We start from the raw sequence: 17,197 nt of genomic DNA on the forward strand, positions 1-17,197 counted from the left end.
ACGCGGGAAGCGTGCGTGCCAGGCGTGGCCGCCCGATCAGAGGTCACCCGACAGGTTCTCAGACCGCGTCGGCCAGCAGCAAGGCGTGGATCCGGTCAGGTGCCCCGGGCCGCGCGTAGTACCACCCCTGAGCCGTGTCGCAGCCGAGCTTCCGCAGCTGCTCCGCCTGGGCTCCCGTCTCGACACCCTCCACCGTGACCGCCAGGTCCAGGCTGTGCGCCAGTGAGACGATCCCCTCGACGATCTTCAGATCGACCGGGTCGGCCGGATGCTGCTGCATGCCCCGGGTGAAGGAACGGTCCAACTTGAGCACGCTCACCGGCAGCCGACGCAGATTGGCCAGGTTCGAGTAGCCCGTACCGAAGTCGTCGAGCGCAATGTCGACACCCATCTCGGCCAGTTGCCGCAGCGGCTTGAGCAGGTCGTCATCGGCTCCGATGAGCGCGGACTCGGTGACCTCCAGGCACAGAGCTCCCGGCTCGAGACCCGAGCGTTCCAGCACGTCGACGGTCTCGGCGACCAGGCGCGGATGGTGCAGCTGGGTCGGCGAGAGATTGACGTTGATCCGCAGCGGACCGCCATCGCTGTGCCGCTCCTGCCAGAAGTTGGCCTGCCGTACGGACTCCTCCAGCACCCACCGCCCGAGCGGCACGATCAGCCCGGTGTGCTCGGCGAGCGGAATGAATCGGTCCGGCCCGAGCACCCCGTGCTGCGGATGGCACCAGCGCACCAGTGCCTCCGCGCCGTGGACCGTGCCGTCGCCGAGGTGCACGAGCGGCTGGTACTCGATGAAGAACTCGCCGCGCTCCAGGGCAGCGGGCAGCGCGGTGGTCAGCCCGTGCCGGGTGATGGCACGGGCGTCCGCCTCGGCATCGGCTATTTCGAAGCGGTTGCCGCCCGCCGACTTGGCCCGGTACATCGTGATGTCGGCGCTGCGCAGCACCTCGGCGGCGCTGCGTTCGCCCGCCGGTCCCTCGACGACGCCGATGGAGCCTCGTACGGTCAGTTCGCGGCCGTCGAGCCGAATCGGCGTGGCGAGCACGCCGAGGATCCGGCAGGCCAGTTCGTCGACCTCCGACTCGGTGTGCGGGCCGGTGGTCAGCGCCACGAACTCGTCGCCGCCGAGCCGTGCCACCATCTCGCCCGGCGCGGTCGCACAGCTCTGCAGCCGGTCGGCGACCTCGACGAGCAGCCGGTCCCCTGCCGCGTGGCCCAGGCTGTCGTTGATCGCCTTGAAGCCGTCGAGGTCGAGATAGCAGAGCCCGAAGCGGCTGCCGTCATCGGCGGAGAGCGCCTTCTCCAGCCGTTCGAAGAACAGCGTGCGGTTGGGCAGGCCGGTGAGCGCGTCGTGGGTGGCCTCGTACCGCAGCCGCAGATTCAGCAGCCTGCGCTCCGTGGTGTCCTCCATGAGCGCCAGCTGGTACTGCGGCCGGCCCTCGGGGTCGCGGAGCAGCGACACCGTGAGGTTGGTCCACAGGACGGTGCCGTCGTTGCGGAAATACGGCTTCTCGACGCGGTAGTGCTCGCGTTCGCCGCGTACCAGCTCCTCGTAGTACTTCCACACGTGCGGCGAGTCCTCGGGGTGGACCCACTCGTTCACCTTGTGGCTGCGGACATGGTGATCGAGGCCGCCGAACATCCGGGTCAGCGTGTCGTTGACCTCCAGCACATTGCCTTCCAGGTCGGCGATCCCGATGCCGATGGCGGCGTCCTTGAAGACGGCACGGAACCGCGCCTCGGTGGCGTGCAGCGCCTCCTCGGCGTTGGAGCGGGCGGTGAGCGCCGAGCGGGCGATGGCCTCCTGTTCGGCCAGGGTCCGCTCGCGCAGCGCCTGGGTGAAGCCGCCCGCCAGAGCGTGCTGCATGCGGGCACACCGGGCCCTGCTGTCCTCGGTCGACAGGATCACCGGGCCGTTGCCGCCGCAGTAGAGCACCAGGTACGAGTCGACGACGCCCAGCGTGGAGCTGAGCGCGTCCGGGTCCGTGCAGTGCGCGGCGACGAGCGCGGCTCCCACCTTGTTGGCGGGCGCGGGGTCGAAGGGACGCGCGTGCAGGATGTCGCTCAACCTGCGGGCCAGCGGCAGCAGATGCTGTTCGAACTCCGGACGGGTCATGGACGTTGCCGTCGAGGGGAAGATGGCCCGGCTCCAGATGGTGGCGAATCTCCGGAGCCGGTCCTCGGCGTCGTCGGGCTCCGCGTCCGGTGCTCCGGACGCTTGGGCGGGAATGCTCACGCCTTGCGTCCCACTCCGCCGAAGCCCGAGAAGGCATATGGGTCTTCCTGCTCCTGCACCACGGGGGAGTCGGGACGCCAGTTGGGCATGGCCACGAGCCCGGGCTCGACCATCTCGTACCCGTCGAAGAACCGGCTGACCTCGTCGCGCGACCGCATGATCAGCGGGTTGCGGATGTTCCGGTAGACACCGACCGCACCGCCCGCCTCCTCCTGGGTGAGCGGGATGCCCTCGTACGAGGCGTGGGTGATGACGAGCAGGCTGCCGGGGGCGAGTGACTCGCTCAGCTTGGTCACGGCCGCCTGCGGTTCGTCGGCGTCCTCGATGAAGTGCAGGACGGCGACGAGCAGCAGCGCCACCGGGCGTTCCAGGTCGAGGAGTTCGCTGACCTCGGGGCTCTTCAGAATCTCCTGCGGACGGCGCAGATCGCCGGTGGCGATGACCGCGCGGTCGTTTCCTTCGAGTACGGCCTGGCTGTGCGCGACCGCAACGGAATCGTGGTCGACATACGCCACCCGCGCCTCCGGGTCGGCGGCCTGGGCGACTTCGTGGACATTGCCGAAGGTCGGTATGCCGGAACCGATGTCCAGGAACTGAGTGATGCCTTCACTCACCGCATGGCGCACCGCCCTGCGCATAAAGGCACGATTGGCCTGCATGATCTTGGGGAGTCCCGGCATGAACTCCATGGCCTTGCGGGCCGCTTCCCGGTCCACCTCGAAATTGTGCGATCCGCCCAGATAGAAGTCATACATGCGTGACACGCTCGGCACTGAAATGTCAATGCCTTGCGGTGCCCAGGCGGGACGCTCCATCGATGTCTCCAACAAGTCGCCACGGCGATCCGGCCATGTTCATGGTCAGTGTTGACCAGAGGCTACTGACCGACCGCCAGGAGAGCGAGCGGAAACGGAAATTAGCGGTCCGTTATTGGTCACACACCAGTGGCATGTGCATCCGGCCCGTCGCTAACGGTGACATTCAGCGACGGGCCGGTCCGGAACGGCTGTTGTGGGGCTACTTCGGGGCGCCGACGAGCTTTGCCTCGGGAGACACCACATACCATGTGCCCCCGACACCCTGGCCGTTGGTGTCACCCGGCTTCATGTCACCGGAGAAGGTATAGATGGGCCAGCAATCGATGGCCTGCTGCTTGAGACCGTCGGGGCGATTGAAGGTGACAAAGCCCTTGGTGGTGACGCCCTTCACATCATTCTTGGCCAATGGGGCGACAACCGGCCACTTCGAGAGGCAGGCCCCGGTGCAGGCCGACTTCATGGGCCATGCCGTGTCCTTCTTGAACCGGTAGACCGTCATGCCGCGCTTGTCGACCACGATGTCTCCGAGTTTCGGGTCCTTGCGGACCGAAAGTCCCGCGAGATCGGCCTGCTCACCACCGCTCGGACCGTCGGCGTTCACCGCAGCCTTCTTGCCGTCCGGCGCGGAGGCGAACCACGTGCCGCCCACCCCCTGACCATTGGCGTCTCCGGGCTTGGTGTCCTTGGCGTACCGGTACATCGGCCACCCCGCAATGGTGAGTTGCTGCGTACCGTCCGCGCGGGTGACTTTGCCGATCAGTGCTCCATCGGTACCCGCGGCGGCCGTCGCATTGCCCGCGGGAACGACCGGCCAGACCTTCGCGCAGTCGCCCTCGCAATTCGACTTCGGCGGGCTCGCGGTGTCCTTGTCGAAACGGTAGAGAGTGAATCCCTCGCTGTCCGTCACGACCTTGCCGAGTTTCTTGCTGTCCCACACCGCGAGCTGTCCTGCCTGCTTGGACGTGCCCGCCTGTGCCCCGGAATCGGATCCGTAGTCGCTGCCGGAGCCGTATCCGCTGTCGGCGTCGTAGCCGCTGCCCGCCTGACCGGCCGGACTGGCATTGCCGACGTTCTGGCCGTTGGGCGAATCCGTACCCTGCTCCTGACCGCACGCCGTCGTCAGCGCCAACAGGGCCGCCGCGGTGACCGCGAGCGAGGCGTTCCGCCAGGTGTTCATGTCAACTCCCGTGATTTTTCAGCCAGTTGTGACGCTCGTCCGCGTCGTTCATGGCCCTAGGTACGGGCGGCGGATGCTTCTTCGTTCAACGCGTTCGCAGAAATTTCCCGACCCGCAAACCCTCAGTGCCCCAGGTCCCCTCCATCAGGGGAATCAGGACCGTGGTCCGCGTGCCCTCCCACCGGCCGGAACATGCTCCCCGTCGTGTACGGATCCCTCTTCGGGCGGCTCACCGCAGCCGTCGCACTCAGCTGGCTCCTGACCGCCCCGGTGCCCGCGGTGGCCGACAACTGCTCGTACGCCTCGATCGGGGACGGCGGCGGGAACTCGGCGGTCGCCACATCGGGTGACGGTCGTTGCCAGGCGGGCCCGGTGCCCAGGCCGACCCCGCGGCCGACACCCCCACCGCCGGCCCCACCTCCCCCTCCCCCGCCTCCGCCACCCCCGCCGCCACCCCCGCCGCCTCCACCTCCGCCTCCGCCACCACCCCCGGTACCGGCGCCACCACCACCGGCGCCCACACCGCCACCCCCGGAGCCCACGCCCTCGGTACGCCCCACGCCACCCCGGCCGAAGCCGGTGGCGATCCCCACCTACCGCAAGCCGCCGCGCAAGGTCCCCCAGCGCGGTCCCTCCCTGGTCACCCTCACCCTGCTGATCACCGCTCCTGCGGTGTTCGCCGTTGCCGTGCTACGTCCCCGCTCCCGCTGACCCACGGAGAAGCCCATGTCGGAATGGCTTGTTCTCACCCTCGCCATGGCCGCGGCCTGCGCCGTCGTGCTCACCATCGCCGTCCTCAACAATCGCCGCGTCGGGGAGGACGACGACCCGTCCGAAACCCCTGACGTCATCGAATACATGACGATGATGATCGGCGTGGTGTACGCCATCGTGCTCGGCCTCGCCATCGCGGGCGTCTGGGAGGGGCGCAGCGCCGCCCAGGAGTACGTCCGCCAGGAGGCCCAGGCACTGCACGAGGTGAATGCCCGCTCCTCGGTCTACCCGGCCGAGGTGCATACCCGCATCCGCGCCGATGTCGACGCGTACGTCGGCCATGTCGTCCACGACGAGTGGAAGGCGATGACAGAACGCGGCAGCCTCACCGACGAGGGCGCCGAACTCCTCGGCCGGGTGCGTGCCGATGTCACCGACTACCGGCCGAGGAACGACCACGAGGGGCAGGCGTATCAGCCACTGGTCGACCAGGTCGCCGCCGCCGACGACGCGCGCAGTGCCCGCGCCCAGAGCGCCGGCGCCACCATGCCGGGTGTGGTCTGGTTCGGCCTGATCACCGGGGCGCTGGTGACGGTCGGGCTGATTTTCACCCTTCAGATCCGCCGAACCTTCCGGGAACTGCTGCTGGCCGGGTTGTTCAGCGTGCTCATCGCCTTCCTGCTCTTCCTGATCTGGGACTTCGACTCCCCCTTCGGCCGCGACATCTCGGCCACGGCCGCGCCGTTCCTCGACCTCTTCCCCAACGTGTCGGGCTGACCGGCGCCCTGACGGCCTGACGGCCTGAAGGCCTGACGGCCTGACGGCCTGACGCCCGGATGGTGCGCCGCCCGGGGGACACCTGTGCCCCATTCGCCGGTCCCCGATCGCGAGCGATATACAGCACTTCTAACGTTTCCTCCATCGAGGTGCATATCTGACACTTTGTGGATATTCGTTCCGCAGTTGCTCCTCGGGGAACCGGAGGATTTCACGATGCGCGCCATAGGTGTCGCACCCGTCGCCCTGCTCGGCGCCGCCGCATTCGCCCTGACCGCTCCGGCTGCGTACGCCGTGACGTCAGGGGGCGCGCCGGGCGCGACCGGATACACCGTTGCTCCGTCGGTGATCGCGCCGGGCGGCCAGGTCACCCTGGCCGCCCGGGGGTGCCCAACAACAGCAACGGCCAGCTCGAGCATCTTCGACAGCGTCACTATTCCCAGAGGAGGCAGCGCCTCGGCCACGGTCGACCGGGATGCAAAACCGGGCGCTTCCTATGAAGTGTCGTTCATCTGCAATACGTCGCCGACCTCCACGGCGGAGATCGGTCTCACGATCTCCGCCGGCACCCCCAGCACAGGCTCCACGGCGCTCGCGCCGAACGGTGTGCAGGGTGATCTCGGCGGCATCGGCCGGATGAATGCCGCGCAACTGGTCGGCGGCACGGCACTGGCCGTGGCCGCGACCACCGGCGCCGTCTTCGTGGTGCGCCGGCGCAACGAGAGGTACAGCCACTGACCGGCGCAGACCGTCGGTGGTACGCCCGTCGCCCCGGGTCCTGGTCCAGGACCCGGGGCGACGGGCGTACCGGGCCGGTGGCCGCGTTCGGCGGGCGGTTCACTTGATGACTCATCCACCGAAGACGCACGGGGGACGCGCCGCCACCGATTGCCGCGATAGCGGCCGGGCCGGCTCCGACGCTCAGTTCTGTGGAGCCCGCGTCCGTCGATCGGTCGGTCCGACGGGTCCCCTGGGCATGACGAACCCTCACCAGATTCTTGATCCACCCCTTTTCGGCACTGCTCCACCCCGGTGATCCGACCCACCGGGCCCCTGCCCAGCACATCTGACGGAGACGCAGGTCATGGGCAGTCAGAATCCCCTGTCCGCACATTCGCCGATCGGGTGGGCCTTTCCGGCGGCCACCCATTTGCCCGTCCCTGATCGCCGCCGGGCCGCCTTGCGCTTACCGTTCCCATCGTCGCAACGAAGGGAGAACCATGGGTCGGGACCACTGGCGCCCCGAGCGGACCAGACCTTCGCCCTGGGGCGCGATCGCCCTGGTGATGCTCACCTGCGTCGCACTGATGCGGAACGGTCCTGAGCTCTTGCCCGGTCCACCGCGGCCCCTTGACGCAGCCTCGGCAGGTCGCCACCCGGTCTCCGCCGGAGCGCTTGTGACCGACGCTGCGGAGACGCCGCGGGCGTGTGCCCCCGCCTCACGCGTGGTCATCCCATCGATCCGGGTCGATGCCCCGCTCGATCGGGTAGGCGGGCCGGTTTGCCCGGCCCGCCCCCCACACCACCGGACATGCGGGCCCGCATCCGGCGGTTCGTCCAGCTGATCTCAGGCGAGCTTCAGGCGGGACCACGAGCCCTTGAACGACTTGTAGCCCTGCGCATCCCAATAGGCTTTATTCATAGCGATTTCCAGTGGTTTCAGGTGGGAGGCCCGCCAGTATCGCTTGCGTTGCACTGCAACGCCTTGCTCCTGGTCTCCAAATTCGTAACCGAGCTTCTGGAGCATGGAGTTCTTGCGCTGACTGGTCTTCCACTGCACCCACTGGGCCTGCCGTAGCCTGCGGCGGGTCCAGTGATCAATCTCCTCGAAAACCCGAAGGCTGTCGGAGAGACTGAAGTAGGCCACCCAGCCGACCGAGAAGCGGTTGAGTTTGTCCATCCTGTGGGCCATCGATACGCCCCACGTCCGGGAGGTGACTCGCCGAACGGTGGACTTTAGCCGTCTCACGGCCTTCCGGTCCACCCGGATCTTCACCTGCCCTTTGGCGAGGTAGTACCCGAATCCCAGGAGTGACGTCCACCAGATGGGGCACGCCTTCGACTTCTCACGATTCACCCTCAGTTTCAAGGTCTTCTCAATGAAGGCCGTGACCGAGGCGAGGGTCCGCTGCGCCGCTCGCTCGGACCGGACGAAAATCATCACATCGTCCGCGTACCTCACGAACCGGTGTCCGCGTTTGAAGAGTTCGCGGTCAAGGTCGTCCAGCATGATGTTCGACAGCAACGGGGACAAAGGGGAACCCTGCGGGGTCCCTTCCTCGTTCCTCACCATCACGCCGTCGCTCATAATCCCGGCTTCCAGGTACCGCCGAATCAACTTCAGGACCTTTCTGTCCCTCACCCGGCGAGCCACCCGCGCCATAAGCGCATCGTGATTCACTCGGTCGAAGAACTTGTCGAGGTCCAGGTCCACGGCCCAACGGTTTCTGTCCTGGACGGCCCGGCGACCAACCCTTACGGCTTGGTGGGCCGAACGCCCTGGTCGGAACCCGAACGACGCCCCAGAGAAGTGGGGATCGAAGACGGGCACGAGGGCCTGCGCAATTGCCTGCTGGATCAAGCGATCCAGCACCCGTGGGACACCTAGCATCCGCTCCCCACCATTCGGCTTAGGGATGGTCACCCGACGGACAGGAGCGGGCTTATATGTCCCCGCATCGAGCTCAGCCCATACCTTGGGCCAGTTCTGGGCGATCCATGGCCGGAGTTCATCCGTCGTCATCCCATCAACGCCGGGGGCACCCCGGTTTGCTTCGACGCGCCTGAGCGCCGCGAGAAGGTTCTCCTTCGAGAACACCGTCTCCCAGAGGGAGACCTCGCGGTGATTGTTGTCCGCGTGTAGCGCCGGCTGGTCACTGCGCCCCTTGGGCTGGGCGGTCGTATGCACCGACCCCGTCACCCCAGGGTCTGCCGGGGCAGATTTACGGCGGTCATCGTGACCTGCGCGAGCAGACACCCTTCTTCCAATCCGCTAAACGTTCGGCCCTTCCCGAGTCCTTGTCGGCCTACTGCCTTCCCGTCTCGGTACTATGACCTCTGCTGACTTCTGTCCGGCAAACCAGTGCCATTGCTGGCATCGGTCGTCACAATCGCGGCCGACACACCGTTACAGGTGACACCCGGGCAGACCTCCCCGAATAAGAACAGCAACTTTCCCCGGATCGCCGCCGCATATACTCTGCGTCTTTCTTGGTGAGAACGGGCTTCGATGCAGTCAGCCACCTTGCCCAAGACGCCTAGCCTCAAATGCGGTTCTTGTACATCGGTACCCGGTTTTGCCTCCGGCTTCCTTCGGACCCCACCTCGCGATGACGCCCTTGCCGTTCGGCTAGCGAGTTAGTCTCACCTCTTCTCGTCGGGACTTTCACCCTTTAGCTGCTGCCCATGTCGGGCGTACATCGGGTAGGCGGGCCGGTTTGCCCGGCCCGCCCCCCACACCACCGGACATGCGGGCCCGCATCCGGCGGTTCGTCCAGCTGATCTCAGGCGAGCTTCAGGCGGGACCACGAGCCCTTGAACGACTTGTAGCCCTGCGCATCCCAATAGGCTTTATTCATAGCGATTTCCAGTGGTTTCAGGTGGGAGGCCCGCCAGTATCGCTTGCGTTGCACTGCAACGCCTTGCTCCTGGTCTCCAAATTCGTAACCGAGCTTCTGGAGCATGGAGTTCTTGCGCTGACTGGTCTTCCACTGCACCCACTGGGCCTGCCGTAGCCTGCGGCGGGTCCAGTGATCAATCTCCTCGAAAACCCGAAGGCTGTCGGAGAGACTGAAGTAGGCCACCCAGCCGACCGAGAAGCGGTTGAGTTTGTCCATCCTGTGGGCCATCGATACGCCCCACGTCCGGGAGGTGACTCGCCGAACGGTGGACTTTAGCCGTCTCACGGCCTTCCGGTCCACCCGGATCTTCACCTGCCCTTTGGCGAGGTAGTACCCGAATCCCAGGAGTGACGTCCACCAGATGGGGCACGCCTTCGACTTCTCACGATTCACCCTCAGTTTCAAGGTCTTCTCAATGAAGGCCGTGACCGAGGCGAGGGTCCGCTGCGCCGCTCGCTCGGACCGGACGAAAATCATCACATCGTCCGCGTACCTCACGAACCGGTGTCCGCGTTTGAAGAGTTCGCGGTCAAGGTCGTCCAGCATGATGTTCGACAGCAACGGGGACAAGGGGAACCCTGCGGGGTCCCTTCCTCGTTCCTCACCATCACGCCGTCGCTCATAATCCCGGCTTCCAGGTACCGCCGAATCAACTTCAGGACCTTTCTGTCCCTCACCCGGCGAGCCACCCGCGCCATAAGCGCATCGTGATTCACTCGGTCGAAGAACTTGTCGAGGTCCAGGTCCACGGCCCAACGGTTTCTGTCCTGGACGGCCCGGCGACCAACCCTTACGGCTTGGTGGGCCGAACGCCCTGGTCGGAACCCGAACGACGCCCCAGAGAAGTGGGGATCGAAGACGGGCACGAGGGCCTGCGCAATTGCCTGCTGGATCAAGCGATCCAGCACCCGTGGGACACCTAGCATCCGCTCCCCACCATTCGGCTTAGGGATGGTCACCCGACGGACAGGAGCGGGCTTATATGTCCCCGCATCGAGCTCAGCCCATACCTTGGGCCAGTTCTGGGCGATCCATGGCCGGAGTTCATCCGTCGTCATCCCATCAACGCCGGGGGCACCCCGGTTTGCTTCGACGCGCCTGAGCGCCGCGAGAAGGTTCTCCTTCGAGAACACCGTCTCCCAGAGGGAGACCTCGCGGTGATTGTTGTCCGCGTGTAGCGCCGGCTGGTCACTGCGCCCCTTGGGCTGGGCGGTCGTATGCACCGACCCCGTCACCCCAGGGTCTGCCGGGGCAGATTTACGGCGGTCATCGTGACCTGCGCGAGCAGACACCCTTCTTCCAATCCGCTAAACGTTCGGCCCTTCCCGAGTCCTTGTCGGCCTACTGCCTTCCCGTCTCGGTACTATGACCTCTGCTGACTTCTGTCCGGCAAACCAGTGCCATTGCTGGCATCGGTCGTCACAATCGCGGCCGACACACCGTTACAGGTGACACCCGGGCAGACCTCCCCGAATAAGAACAGCAACTTTCCCCGGATCGCCGCCGCATATACTCTGCGTCTTTCTTGGTGAGAACGGGCTTCGATGCAGTCAGCCACCTTGCCCAAGACGCCTAGCCTCAAATGCGGTTCTTGTACATCGGTACCCGGTTTTGCCTCCGGCTTCCTTCGGACCCCACCTCGCGATGACGCCCTTGCCGTTCGGCTAGCGAGTTAGTCTCACCTCTTCTCGTCGGGACTTTCACCCTTTAGCTGCTGCCCATGTCGGGCGTACTGACTCCTCCACCCCGTCAACGGGGTGGCTTCTCGCTATGCCGGTTGGGCTTCGCGACGGACCAGCCCGGCCCGTAGAACGTTGAGAGCACCGACGGTGTCCGCGTGCGCGCTGTGGCCGCACGAGACGCAGTGGAACGTCTCCTGTGTGGGCCGGTTCTCCTTGGTGGTATGCCCGCATTCGGGGCATCGCCGGGAGGTGTTGCGAGGGTCCACGGCCATCACTTCCCGCCCGGCACTCTCAGCCTTTGCGTTCAGGATCGCGAGGAACACCCCCCATCCGGCATCCGATATCGAGCGGTTCAGCCCGGCCTTGGCCGCGGCCCCGTTGGGCAGGAAGCTGCCCGGCTTGTCGGGGTCGGGCTTCGGTTCGGGGGCCTTGCTCATGTTGCGGATCTTGAGGTCTTCGTGCGCGATGAGGTCGTGTTCGCGTACGAGGTCGAGCGCGGTCTTGTGGGCGTGGTCGAGCCGTTGGCGGCGCACCTTGCGGTGCAGGGTAGCGACCTTCTCCACGGTCTTGCGGCGGCGCTTGCTTCCGCGCTTGCACCTGCTCAGTGCCTGCTGAGCTGCTTCGAGCTTCGCTGCGGCCTTTCGCCCGTGACGCGGGTTGGGCACGAACTCGCCGTTCGAGTCGGCGAGGAAGTTGGCAATGCCCAGGTCGATGCCGACCACGCTGCCGGTCGCGGGCAGCGGCTCGGGCCGGGGCCGCTCGGCCGTCAGGATCACATACCAGCGCTTGCCCTCACGCTTGACCGAGACCGTCTTGACATGGCCGACCACCGGCCGGTGCCGGTGCACCTTGACGTGCCCGATGCCCTGAAAGCGGACGCGGGTGACCGGGTCGTGCGCGGTGGCATCCCAACGGCAGCCGTCTCCGTCCCTGGGGAACTCCACCGTGTCGAACCGGCCAAGTCCACGAAAACGCGGATAGCCCGGCTTCTCACCGGCCTTGACACGGCGGAAGAACGCCGCGAACGCCTTGTCCAGACGCCGCAGCGTCGCCTGCTGGCTGGAGAACGACCAGCGGCCCTGACGCTCCGGGTCGCATGCCCGGATCTCCTTGAGCTGCACGGACTGCTGCCCGTATCGGACCGTCGTCTTCGAGACATGCCGGTAGGCGTCACGACGTTCCTGCAATGCCCCGTTATAGAGGGAACAGTGATCGCGGAGCATCTCACCGAGCGCTTGTTCCTGCCGGGCGGTGGGCCGCAGGAGGAACTTGTACGCACGGATCATTCAGCCCACCCCTCCGACTCGAATCGACCTTAACCGTAACATTGGTTCATGTCACCACGTTGGGAACCAAACCCCGACGTACGGCGCGGCCGTCACGTCATCCACCACCTCCACACGCAATTGATGTTCGTCACCAGATACCGGCGGACCGTCTTCAACGACGAGATACTGACACGCTGCGAAGAGAGGAGTTCACCGGCCACGTCAACCAGGCCATCATGCACGGCCGCTTCTGGTCCGGCTCCCACTTCGCGGGGTCATGCGGCGGCGCACCCCTCCACGTGGTCAAGGACTACATCGAGAACCAGAAGCGGCCCGACTGAGCGCGGCTCCGCGGGCGAGGCATTCCGGAGCGAAACTGCGGCGCTCCGCGCCGCAGGGTTCAGGATCGGATTCCCTCCCCGCCTGAAGGCGGGGATTCCCTCCGAAGAAGAGGGATGGAAGTGGGCCGGGACAGGAACGGCTGCATCGAGGCACCGGCCCCGCAGGACCCGACTCTCGCGGGCCGGAACCGGAACGGGGTCGCACCGGGACGGGTGGGCATGTCGGTTTTCGCCGGCACCACAGCGGGACCGGCGGTCTCCACGGTCTCCGTTCGCTGAAGTAGGGCAGCCGCATCGAGGTGCCCCGCCACGACGACCGGGGCGCGGTGTTCGAGGTCCACGGTGGCAAGGTGTTCTAGAAGCGAGCGGTCGCCGGAGGTGAGCACAGCGACGTGGCCGATGTCGGCCGGAGCGGCATTCCGCGACCAGGCGGACTCCGGTCACGCTCCGCGACCAACCGGTCGCAATTCGGTCGGTCCACCCCTCTCGACGACATGGGGTGCGAAGGGTTGCGAGCTGCCGTCGGTTTACTGAGCCGAAGTGAGTGGTGGCGTGCGGGAGTGAGTCCTGGCGGTGCATTCGCGGGGGTGGGAACGGGGGTTCTGGGGCCGAATGGGTGACCTTGGTGGCTGCTGCTCGTTGGGTCGGGTGGCAGGTGTCCGGCCCGGTAGGGGGTGATGTGGTGGGTGGTGTGCGGAAGTTGGCCGTGCCCTTCGTGGTGCCCGGGCCCTGCGGGGTGGCGATCCGGGACCGCCTCAAACACCTAACGCCCCAGGACGAGAAGGTGCTGCGCGCGGTCGGCGAGCACCAGGGTGCGCTGGCTTCCGGTGATCTCAAGGCCCGCTGTGCGGACGGTCTGGAGCACGGTGCGGAGACCTGGGCGGCGCGTAAGCGGGAGCTGACCGGGGTGTCGTCGTCGCGGATCGCGGGGGCGATCACGAAGGCCACGCACGGTCAGTGGGCGCTCGCACGCCGTTGCCAGGCAGCGCACATCCAGAACCTGGCAGCCGGGATCAGGACGCTGCGGCACCGCCTGTCCCTCCCGGTCGGAAAGAAGGGCACCAAGCGCGCGGCGGGCGGTTACCAGTCGAAGGGCGAGTGGTTCCGCAAGTCCCGCCGCCTCGCAGCACTAAAGGCGCGGCACGCTGCTGCTGTCGCCGAGTGGCAGGCCGGACGGGTGCGGGTGGTACGGGGCGGTAAACGTCTCCTCAACACCCGCCACCACCTCACCCAGGCCCAACTCACCGAGGACAAGTGGCGGCAACTCTGGGAGGCGGAACGCTGGTTCATCGCTGCCGACGGCGAGTCGGGCAAACGGTTCGGGAACGAGACGATCCGCGTCACCCCGGACGGCGAGGTCAGCATCAAGCTGCCATTCCCGCTCGCGCACCTGGCCAACGCCGGGCACGGCCGGTACGTCCTCACCGCCCGCATCGCGTTCGCGCACCGGGGCGCGGAGTGGGCCGACCGCATCGAAGCGCACCGGGCCGTCGCCTACCGCATCCACCTCGATACGGACCGCGGACGCTGGTACCTCACCGCATCCTGGCAACGCCCCGCCGTCAAGACGATCCCACTGGCCGCCGCATGCGCCCGGGGCATGATCGGCGTCGACACCAACGCCGACCACTTCGCCGCCTACCACCTCGATGTCCACGGCAACCCGATCGGCGACCCGCGGCGTTTCCCCTACGACTTGTCCGGGACCACCGCTCACCGCGACGCACAGATCCGCCACGCCCTGACCCGGTTGATCAACTGGGCGATGCGTGTCGGGGTCGCCGCGATCGGCATCGAAGACCTCGACTTCACCACCGAGAAGACCAGGGAGAAACACGGCCGCCGCAAAAGGTTCCGGCAGCTCATCTCCGGCATCCCGACCGCCAAGCTCAAGGCCCGACTGGTGTCCATGGCCGCCGAACACGGCCTGAGCATGGTCGCGGTCGACCCCGCCTACACCAGCATGTGGGGTGCCCAGCACTGGCAGAAACCGCTGGCCACCCCACGCCGAAAGATGTCCCGTCACGATGCCGCCGGTATCGCGATCGGACGACGCGCCCTCGGACTCCCGATCCGGCGTCGGACGGCACCGCCCCCACACGACCAGAGTGATCGTGCGGGGCATCGGACCGTCCAGGCCGAACCAGGTGGCCGGGGGCGTGAGGGAACCCGCCCGCCCGCAACGGATCACGCCCCTGGAGGCGTGCCGCCGAGCGGGACGCGAAAGCGGGAACCCAGCGCATCCAAAACCGTTCGGGATGCGCCCAGTACGCAACAGTGGGTCCAAGACTCACTTACGCACACTGGCTAGGAACGGTTTTGCACCCATTCCAGGGATCGCATGCGCGACAACCGGCGGCTCCGGTCAGGGCAGCGGGCAGCCTGGGCCGGGTGCGGCGCCGGGAGCGGCTAACCTCACTGCCGTGACAGACCAGCAGCCTCACCAGTTCGAACGTGGCACAGACGGTCCAAAAGTGATCGTCGCGGGCCTCGACGGGTCCGACTCCTCGATGCGTGCCGCCGCGTACGCCGCCGGGCTGGCCCGTCGGCAGAACGCCATGCTCGCCCTCGTCTATGTCCAGCCGGTGATGCCCGCGGGCGCCGCGCTCGGCGCACCGGTCGCCGACACGACCGGCGAGGTCGCGGAGGGCCTGGTGAGCGAGATCAGGGCGGCCACGGAGCGGCTCAAGGACATATGGAATGTGCGCTGGGAGTTCCACACCTTCCGCGGTGATCCGTACAACGGCCTGGTCACCGCGGCAGACGAGTTGAAAGCGGATGCCGTCGTGGTGGGCGCGTCGGAGTCGGCGGGACACCGGTTCATCGGATCGGTGGCGATCCGGCTGGTGAAAGCGGGGCGCTGGCCCGTCACCGTCGTTCCGTAGACCGTCGGCTGCGTTGCGGCGGGCCCCGCCTTCCGGACCGTCAGGGGTTCTGCTCGAGGGATTTCTGGTACTGCTTCTTCATCTGGTCCAGGCCCTTGGAGCCCCATTCCGACCAGAACGGCTTCCACTCGCTCATCCTCTTGCGCCCGGCCACGATGTCGTTGATGAGGTCGTTGGCCTCGGTCGACATACGACCGTAGTACTGGGTGTAGGCGTCGGAATAATGGCCGACGGCCGCGTTCGGAATGGCGGTCTCGATCAGCTTCTGCTCGACCCCGTAGATGTCGCGGACGTCGTCGGCGCCATGCGTGCCGGGAAAGAGCGAGGGAGCGAGCACGAAGGGCGATGTCGTCGCCGTGGTCAGGCCGCTGAACAACCCCTCGACCTGCTGCTTGCCCTTCTTGGTGCGCTGCGGGAAGCCCTGCTTGTCGTAGGTGAAGTCGGAGCCTTCCTCTCCGAATTCAAGGAACTCGCGCTCCTTCGAGCCGAACGGCGCCGCGAGGTAGTTGAGCACGTCGAGCAGCATGCGCACACGCTTCTCGCTGCCCTTCTTGATCGCGGTGTACCCGATGGTGCCGAACGCGTGGTAGTGGGCGTTGGCCTTGTGGCCGTCCGCGTCGAAGGGGATGAGGATCTCGGCGGCAAGGGAGGGGTCGTTGGTGCGCGTGTCCTTGCGGGCGCCCGCCGGGTTGGCGTAGACGACCGCGCCGATCGATCCCTGGGCCATCTTCAGATAGGCGTCGGCCATCTTCGGGTCGCCGGGATAGAAGACGCCGGCCTTCTTCAGCTTACGGACGAAGTTCAGGGCCTCCGCGTACTCGTCCGACTCCATCCAGAAGGTGACCGAACCGTCCTTCTCCCGGGCCCACTTGTTGGGGGATCCGTAACACTGGCTCAGCACGCTGACGGCATTCGAGTAGATCGGCTCGAGCGCCCACACCTTGCCGCCGGTGACCTCCTTGCACTTGGCGAAAAACTCATCGGTGCTGCTCGCGGAGAATCCGTCCGCCTTGTCCCAGATCCTCGGGTTGCCGCCGTACACCTGGCCCAGGGCCGGGTACGGGCTCGGCGCGCCCCAGATCTTTCCGTTGACGACCGCGGTCTTCCAGTGCGCGGGCGTCATCGCGGCGAGGTTCGGATAGTCCCTGACCGCGTCCCCGGAGACGTACTCCGTGATGTCCGCGCATTTGCCCTCCAGCAATTGGGCGATGTGCTGAAGGCCCTGGTTCGGCGGTATCCACATCAGGTCGGGCAGATCGCCGCCCGCGACGATGGCGGGGAACTTCTCCTCGTAGCCGGGGTCGGTGCCGAGTATGGCGGTGAGGTCGATGCCGAGTTCCTTGTTGACCTTCTGCCAGTAGTCGTTGGTGCCCTTGGGGAGCGGCGGCTGGGTCCAGATCTCGGTGAGCAGCGTGACCTTCGAGCCGTCGCCGGGGGTCTTCGCGATGCTCTGGACGAGCTCCTTGGGGTAGGAGAGGAAGCCCGCGGACAGGCCCTTGCTGCTGGGCGCCAGGTCGGGCTTCACCTTGGTGAAGGGGATGTACGACGGAAGCTTCACCTTGGCCGATGCTGCCTCGCCCTTGCCTGCCGTGGACGAGCCGCAGCCGGTGAGGAAGGTGGAGGCCGCACCCGCCGCGACGGCGGTGCTCAGGCCCAGGAAGGTGCGTCGGGACACGCCAGTG

Annotated in this window: 12 protein-coding genes and 2 pseudogenes; 6 read left to right on the top strand and 8 right to left on the bottom strand. The window is 66.7% G+C overall.

The window, feature by feature from the left end:
- Nucleotides 1-58: 58 nt before the first annotated feature.
- From OG395_RS11290 to OG395_RS11300, 3 genes are all read right to left on the bottom strand, one after another.
- The gene (locus OG395_RS11290; RefSeq protein ID WP_327242781.1) at nt 59-2,233 is read right to left on the bottom strand and encodes a putative bifunctional diguanylate cyclase/phosphodiesterase; all 2,175 of its coding nucleotides are present in this window, start codon (nt 2,231-2,233) and stop codon (nt 59-61) included.
- A complete protein-coding gene (locus OG395_RS11295; protein ID WP_327242782.1) occupies nt 2,230-3,048 on the bottom strand; it encodes an SAM-dependent methyltransferase in 819 nt (272 codons plus the stop codon). Before OG395_RS11295 ends, OG395_RS11290 begins: the two co-directional genes overlap by 4 nt.
- Nucleotides 3,049-3,250: 202 nt before the next feature.
- The gene (locus tag OG395_RS11300; protein ID WP_327242783.1) at nt 3,251-4,228 is read right to left on the bottom strand and encodes an SCO0930 family lipoprotein; all 978 of its coding nucleotides are present in this window, start codon (nt 4,226-4,228) and stop codon (nt 3,251-3,253) included.
- Nucleotides 4,229-4,807: 579 nt separating this feature from the next.
- On the opposite strand from OG395_RS11300, the gene OG395_RS11305 reads away from it, so the two are divergent.
- The 3 genes from OG395_RS11305 (at nt 4,808) to OG395_RS11315 (ending at nt 6,457) form a co-directional block, all read left to right on the top strand.
- Nucleotides 4,808-4,939: a hypothetical protein gene (locus OG395_RS11305; RefSeq protein WP_327242784.1), complete on the top strand. Its 132-nt coding sequence runs from the start codon at nt 4,808-4,810 to the stop codon at nt 4,937-4,939.
- Nucleotides 4,940-4,954: 15 nt separating this feature from the next.
- The gene (locus OG395_RS11310) at nt 4,955-5,719 is read left to right on the top strand and encodes a bestrophin-like domain (protein ID WP_327242785.1); all 765 of its coding nucleotides are present in this window, start codon (nt 4,955-4,957) and stop codon (nt 5,717-5,719) included.
- 216 nt (nt 5,720-5,935) lie between these two features.
- Nucleotides 5,936-6,457, top strand: a complete 522-nt coding sequence (locus OG395_RS11315; protein ID WP_327242786.1) for a hypothetical protein — start codon at nt 5,936-5,938, stop codon at nt 6,455-6,457.
- A gap of 829 nt (nt 6,458-7,286) precedes the next feature.
- On the opposite strand, the gene ltrA is transcribed toward OG395_RS11315, so the two are convergent.
- The 4 genes and pseudogenes from ltrA to OG395_RS11335 form a co-directional block, all read right to left on the bottom strand.
- Complete coding sequence (gene ltrA / locus OG395_RS11320; protein WP_327242044.1) at nt 7,287-8,627, bottom strand: group II intron reverse transcriptase/maturase; 1,341 nt, start codon at nt 8,625-8,627, stop codon at nt 7,287-7,289.
- A 595-nt stretch (nt 8,628-9,222) separates the two neighbouring features.
- Nucleotides 9,223-9,732: a group II intron maturase-specific domain-containing protein gene (locus tag OG395_RS11325; protein ID WP_442818723.1), complete on the bottom strand. Its 510-nt coding sequence runs from the start codon at nt 9,730-9,732 to the stop codon at nt 9,223-9,225.
- A 33-nt stretch (nt 9,733-9,765) separates the two neighbouring features.
- Nucleotides 9,766-10,397: pseudogene (locus OG395_RS11330) on the bottom strand (reverse transcriptase domain-containing protein); the annotation flags it as partial.
- A 710-nt stretch (nt 10,398-11,107) separates the two neighbouring features.
- Nucleotides 11,108-12,307, bottom strand: coding sequence for an RNA-guided endonuclease InsQ/TnpB family protein (locus tag OG395_RS11335; RefSeq protein WP_327242787.1), 1,200 nt, complete (start codon nt 12,305-12,307; stop codon nt 11,108-11,110).
- Between the two features lie 48 nt (nt 12,308-12,355).
- On the opposite strand from OG395_RS11335, the pseudogene OG395_RS58260 reads away from it, so the two are divergent.
- The 3 genes and pseudogenes from OG395_RS58260 to OG395_RS11350 all read left to right on the top strand — a co-directional run bounded on the left by OG395_RS58260 (nt 12,356) and on the right by OG395_RS11350 (nt 15,515).
- Nucleotides 12,356-12,630: pseudogene (locus OG395_RS58260) on the top strand (transposase).
- Between the two features lie 682 nt (nt 12,631-13,312).
- On the top strand, nt 13,313-14,941 hold the full coding sequence (locus tag OG395_RS11345) for a transposase (RefSeq protein WP_327242788.1): 1,629 nt from the start codon (nt 13,313-13,315) through the stop codon (nt 14,939-14,941).
- A 112-nt stretch (nt 14,942-15,053) separates the two neighbouring features.
- A complete protein-coding gene (locus OG395_RS11350) occupies nt 15,054-15,515 on the top strand; it encodes a universal stress protein (protein WP_266978258.1) in 462 nt (153 codons plus the stop codon).
- Between the two features lie 40 nt (nt 15,516-15,555).
- On the opposite strand, the gene OG395_RS11355 is transcribed toward OG395_RS11350, so the two are convergent.
- Nucleotides 15,556-17,190: a substrate-binding domain-containing protein gene (locus tag OG395_RS11355; RefSeq protein WP_266978259.1), complete on the bottom strand. Its 1,635-nt coding sequence runs from the start codon at nt 17,188-17,190 to the stop codon at nt 15,556-15,558.
- Nucleotides 17,191-17,197 lie beyond the last annotated feature (7 nt).

The organism is Streptomyces sp. NBC_01320 (genome assembly GCF_035974375.1).
GTDB lineage: Bacteria > Actinomycetota > Actinomycetes > Streptomycetales > Streptomycetaceae > Streptomyces > Streptomyces yanii.

Coding starts and splice junctions, on each gene's coding strand:
- OG395_RS11295 (WP_327242782.1), bottom strand. CDS start 3,048: ATGGAGCGTCCCGCCTGGGCACCGCAAGGCATTGACATTTCAGTGCCG.
- OG395_RS11300 (WP_327242783.1), bottom strand. CDS start 4,228: ATGAACACCTGGCGGAACGCCTCGCTCGCGGTCACCGCGGCGGCCCTG.
- OG395_RS11310 (WP_327242785.1), top strand. CDS start 4,955: ATGTCGGAATGGCTTGTTCTCACCCTCGCCATGGCCGCGGCCTGCGCC.
- OG395_RS11315 (WP_327242786.1), top strand. CDS start 5,936: ATGCGCGCCATAGGTGTCGCACCCGTCGCCCTGCTCGGCGCCGCCGCA.
- OG395_RS11335 (WP_327242787.1), bottom strand. CDS start 12,307: ATGATCCGTGCGTACAAGTTCCTCCTGCGGCCCACCGCCCGGCAGGAA.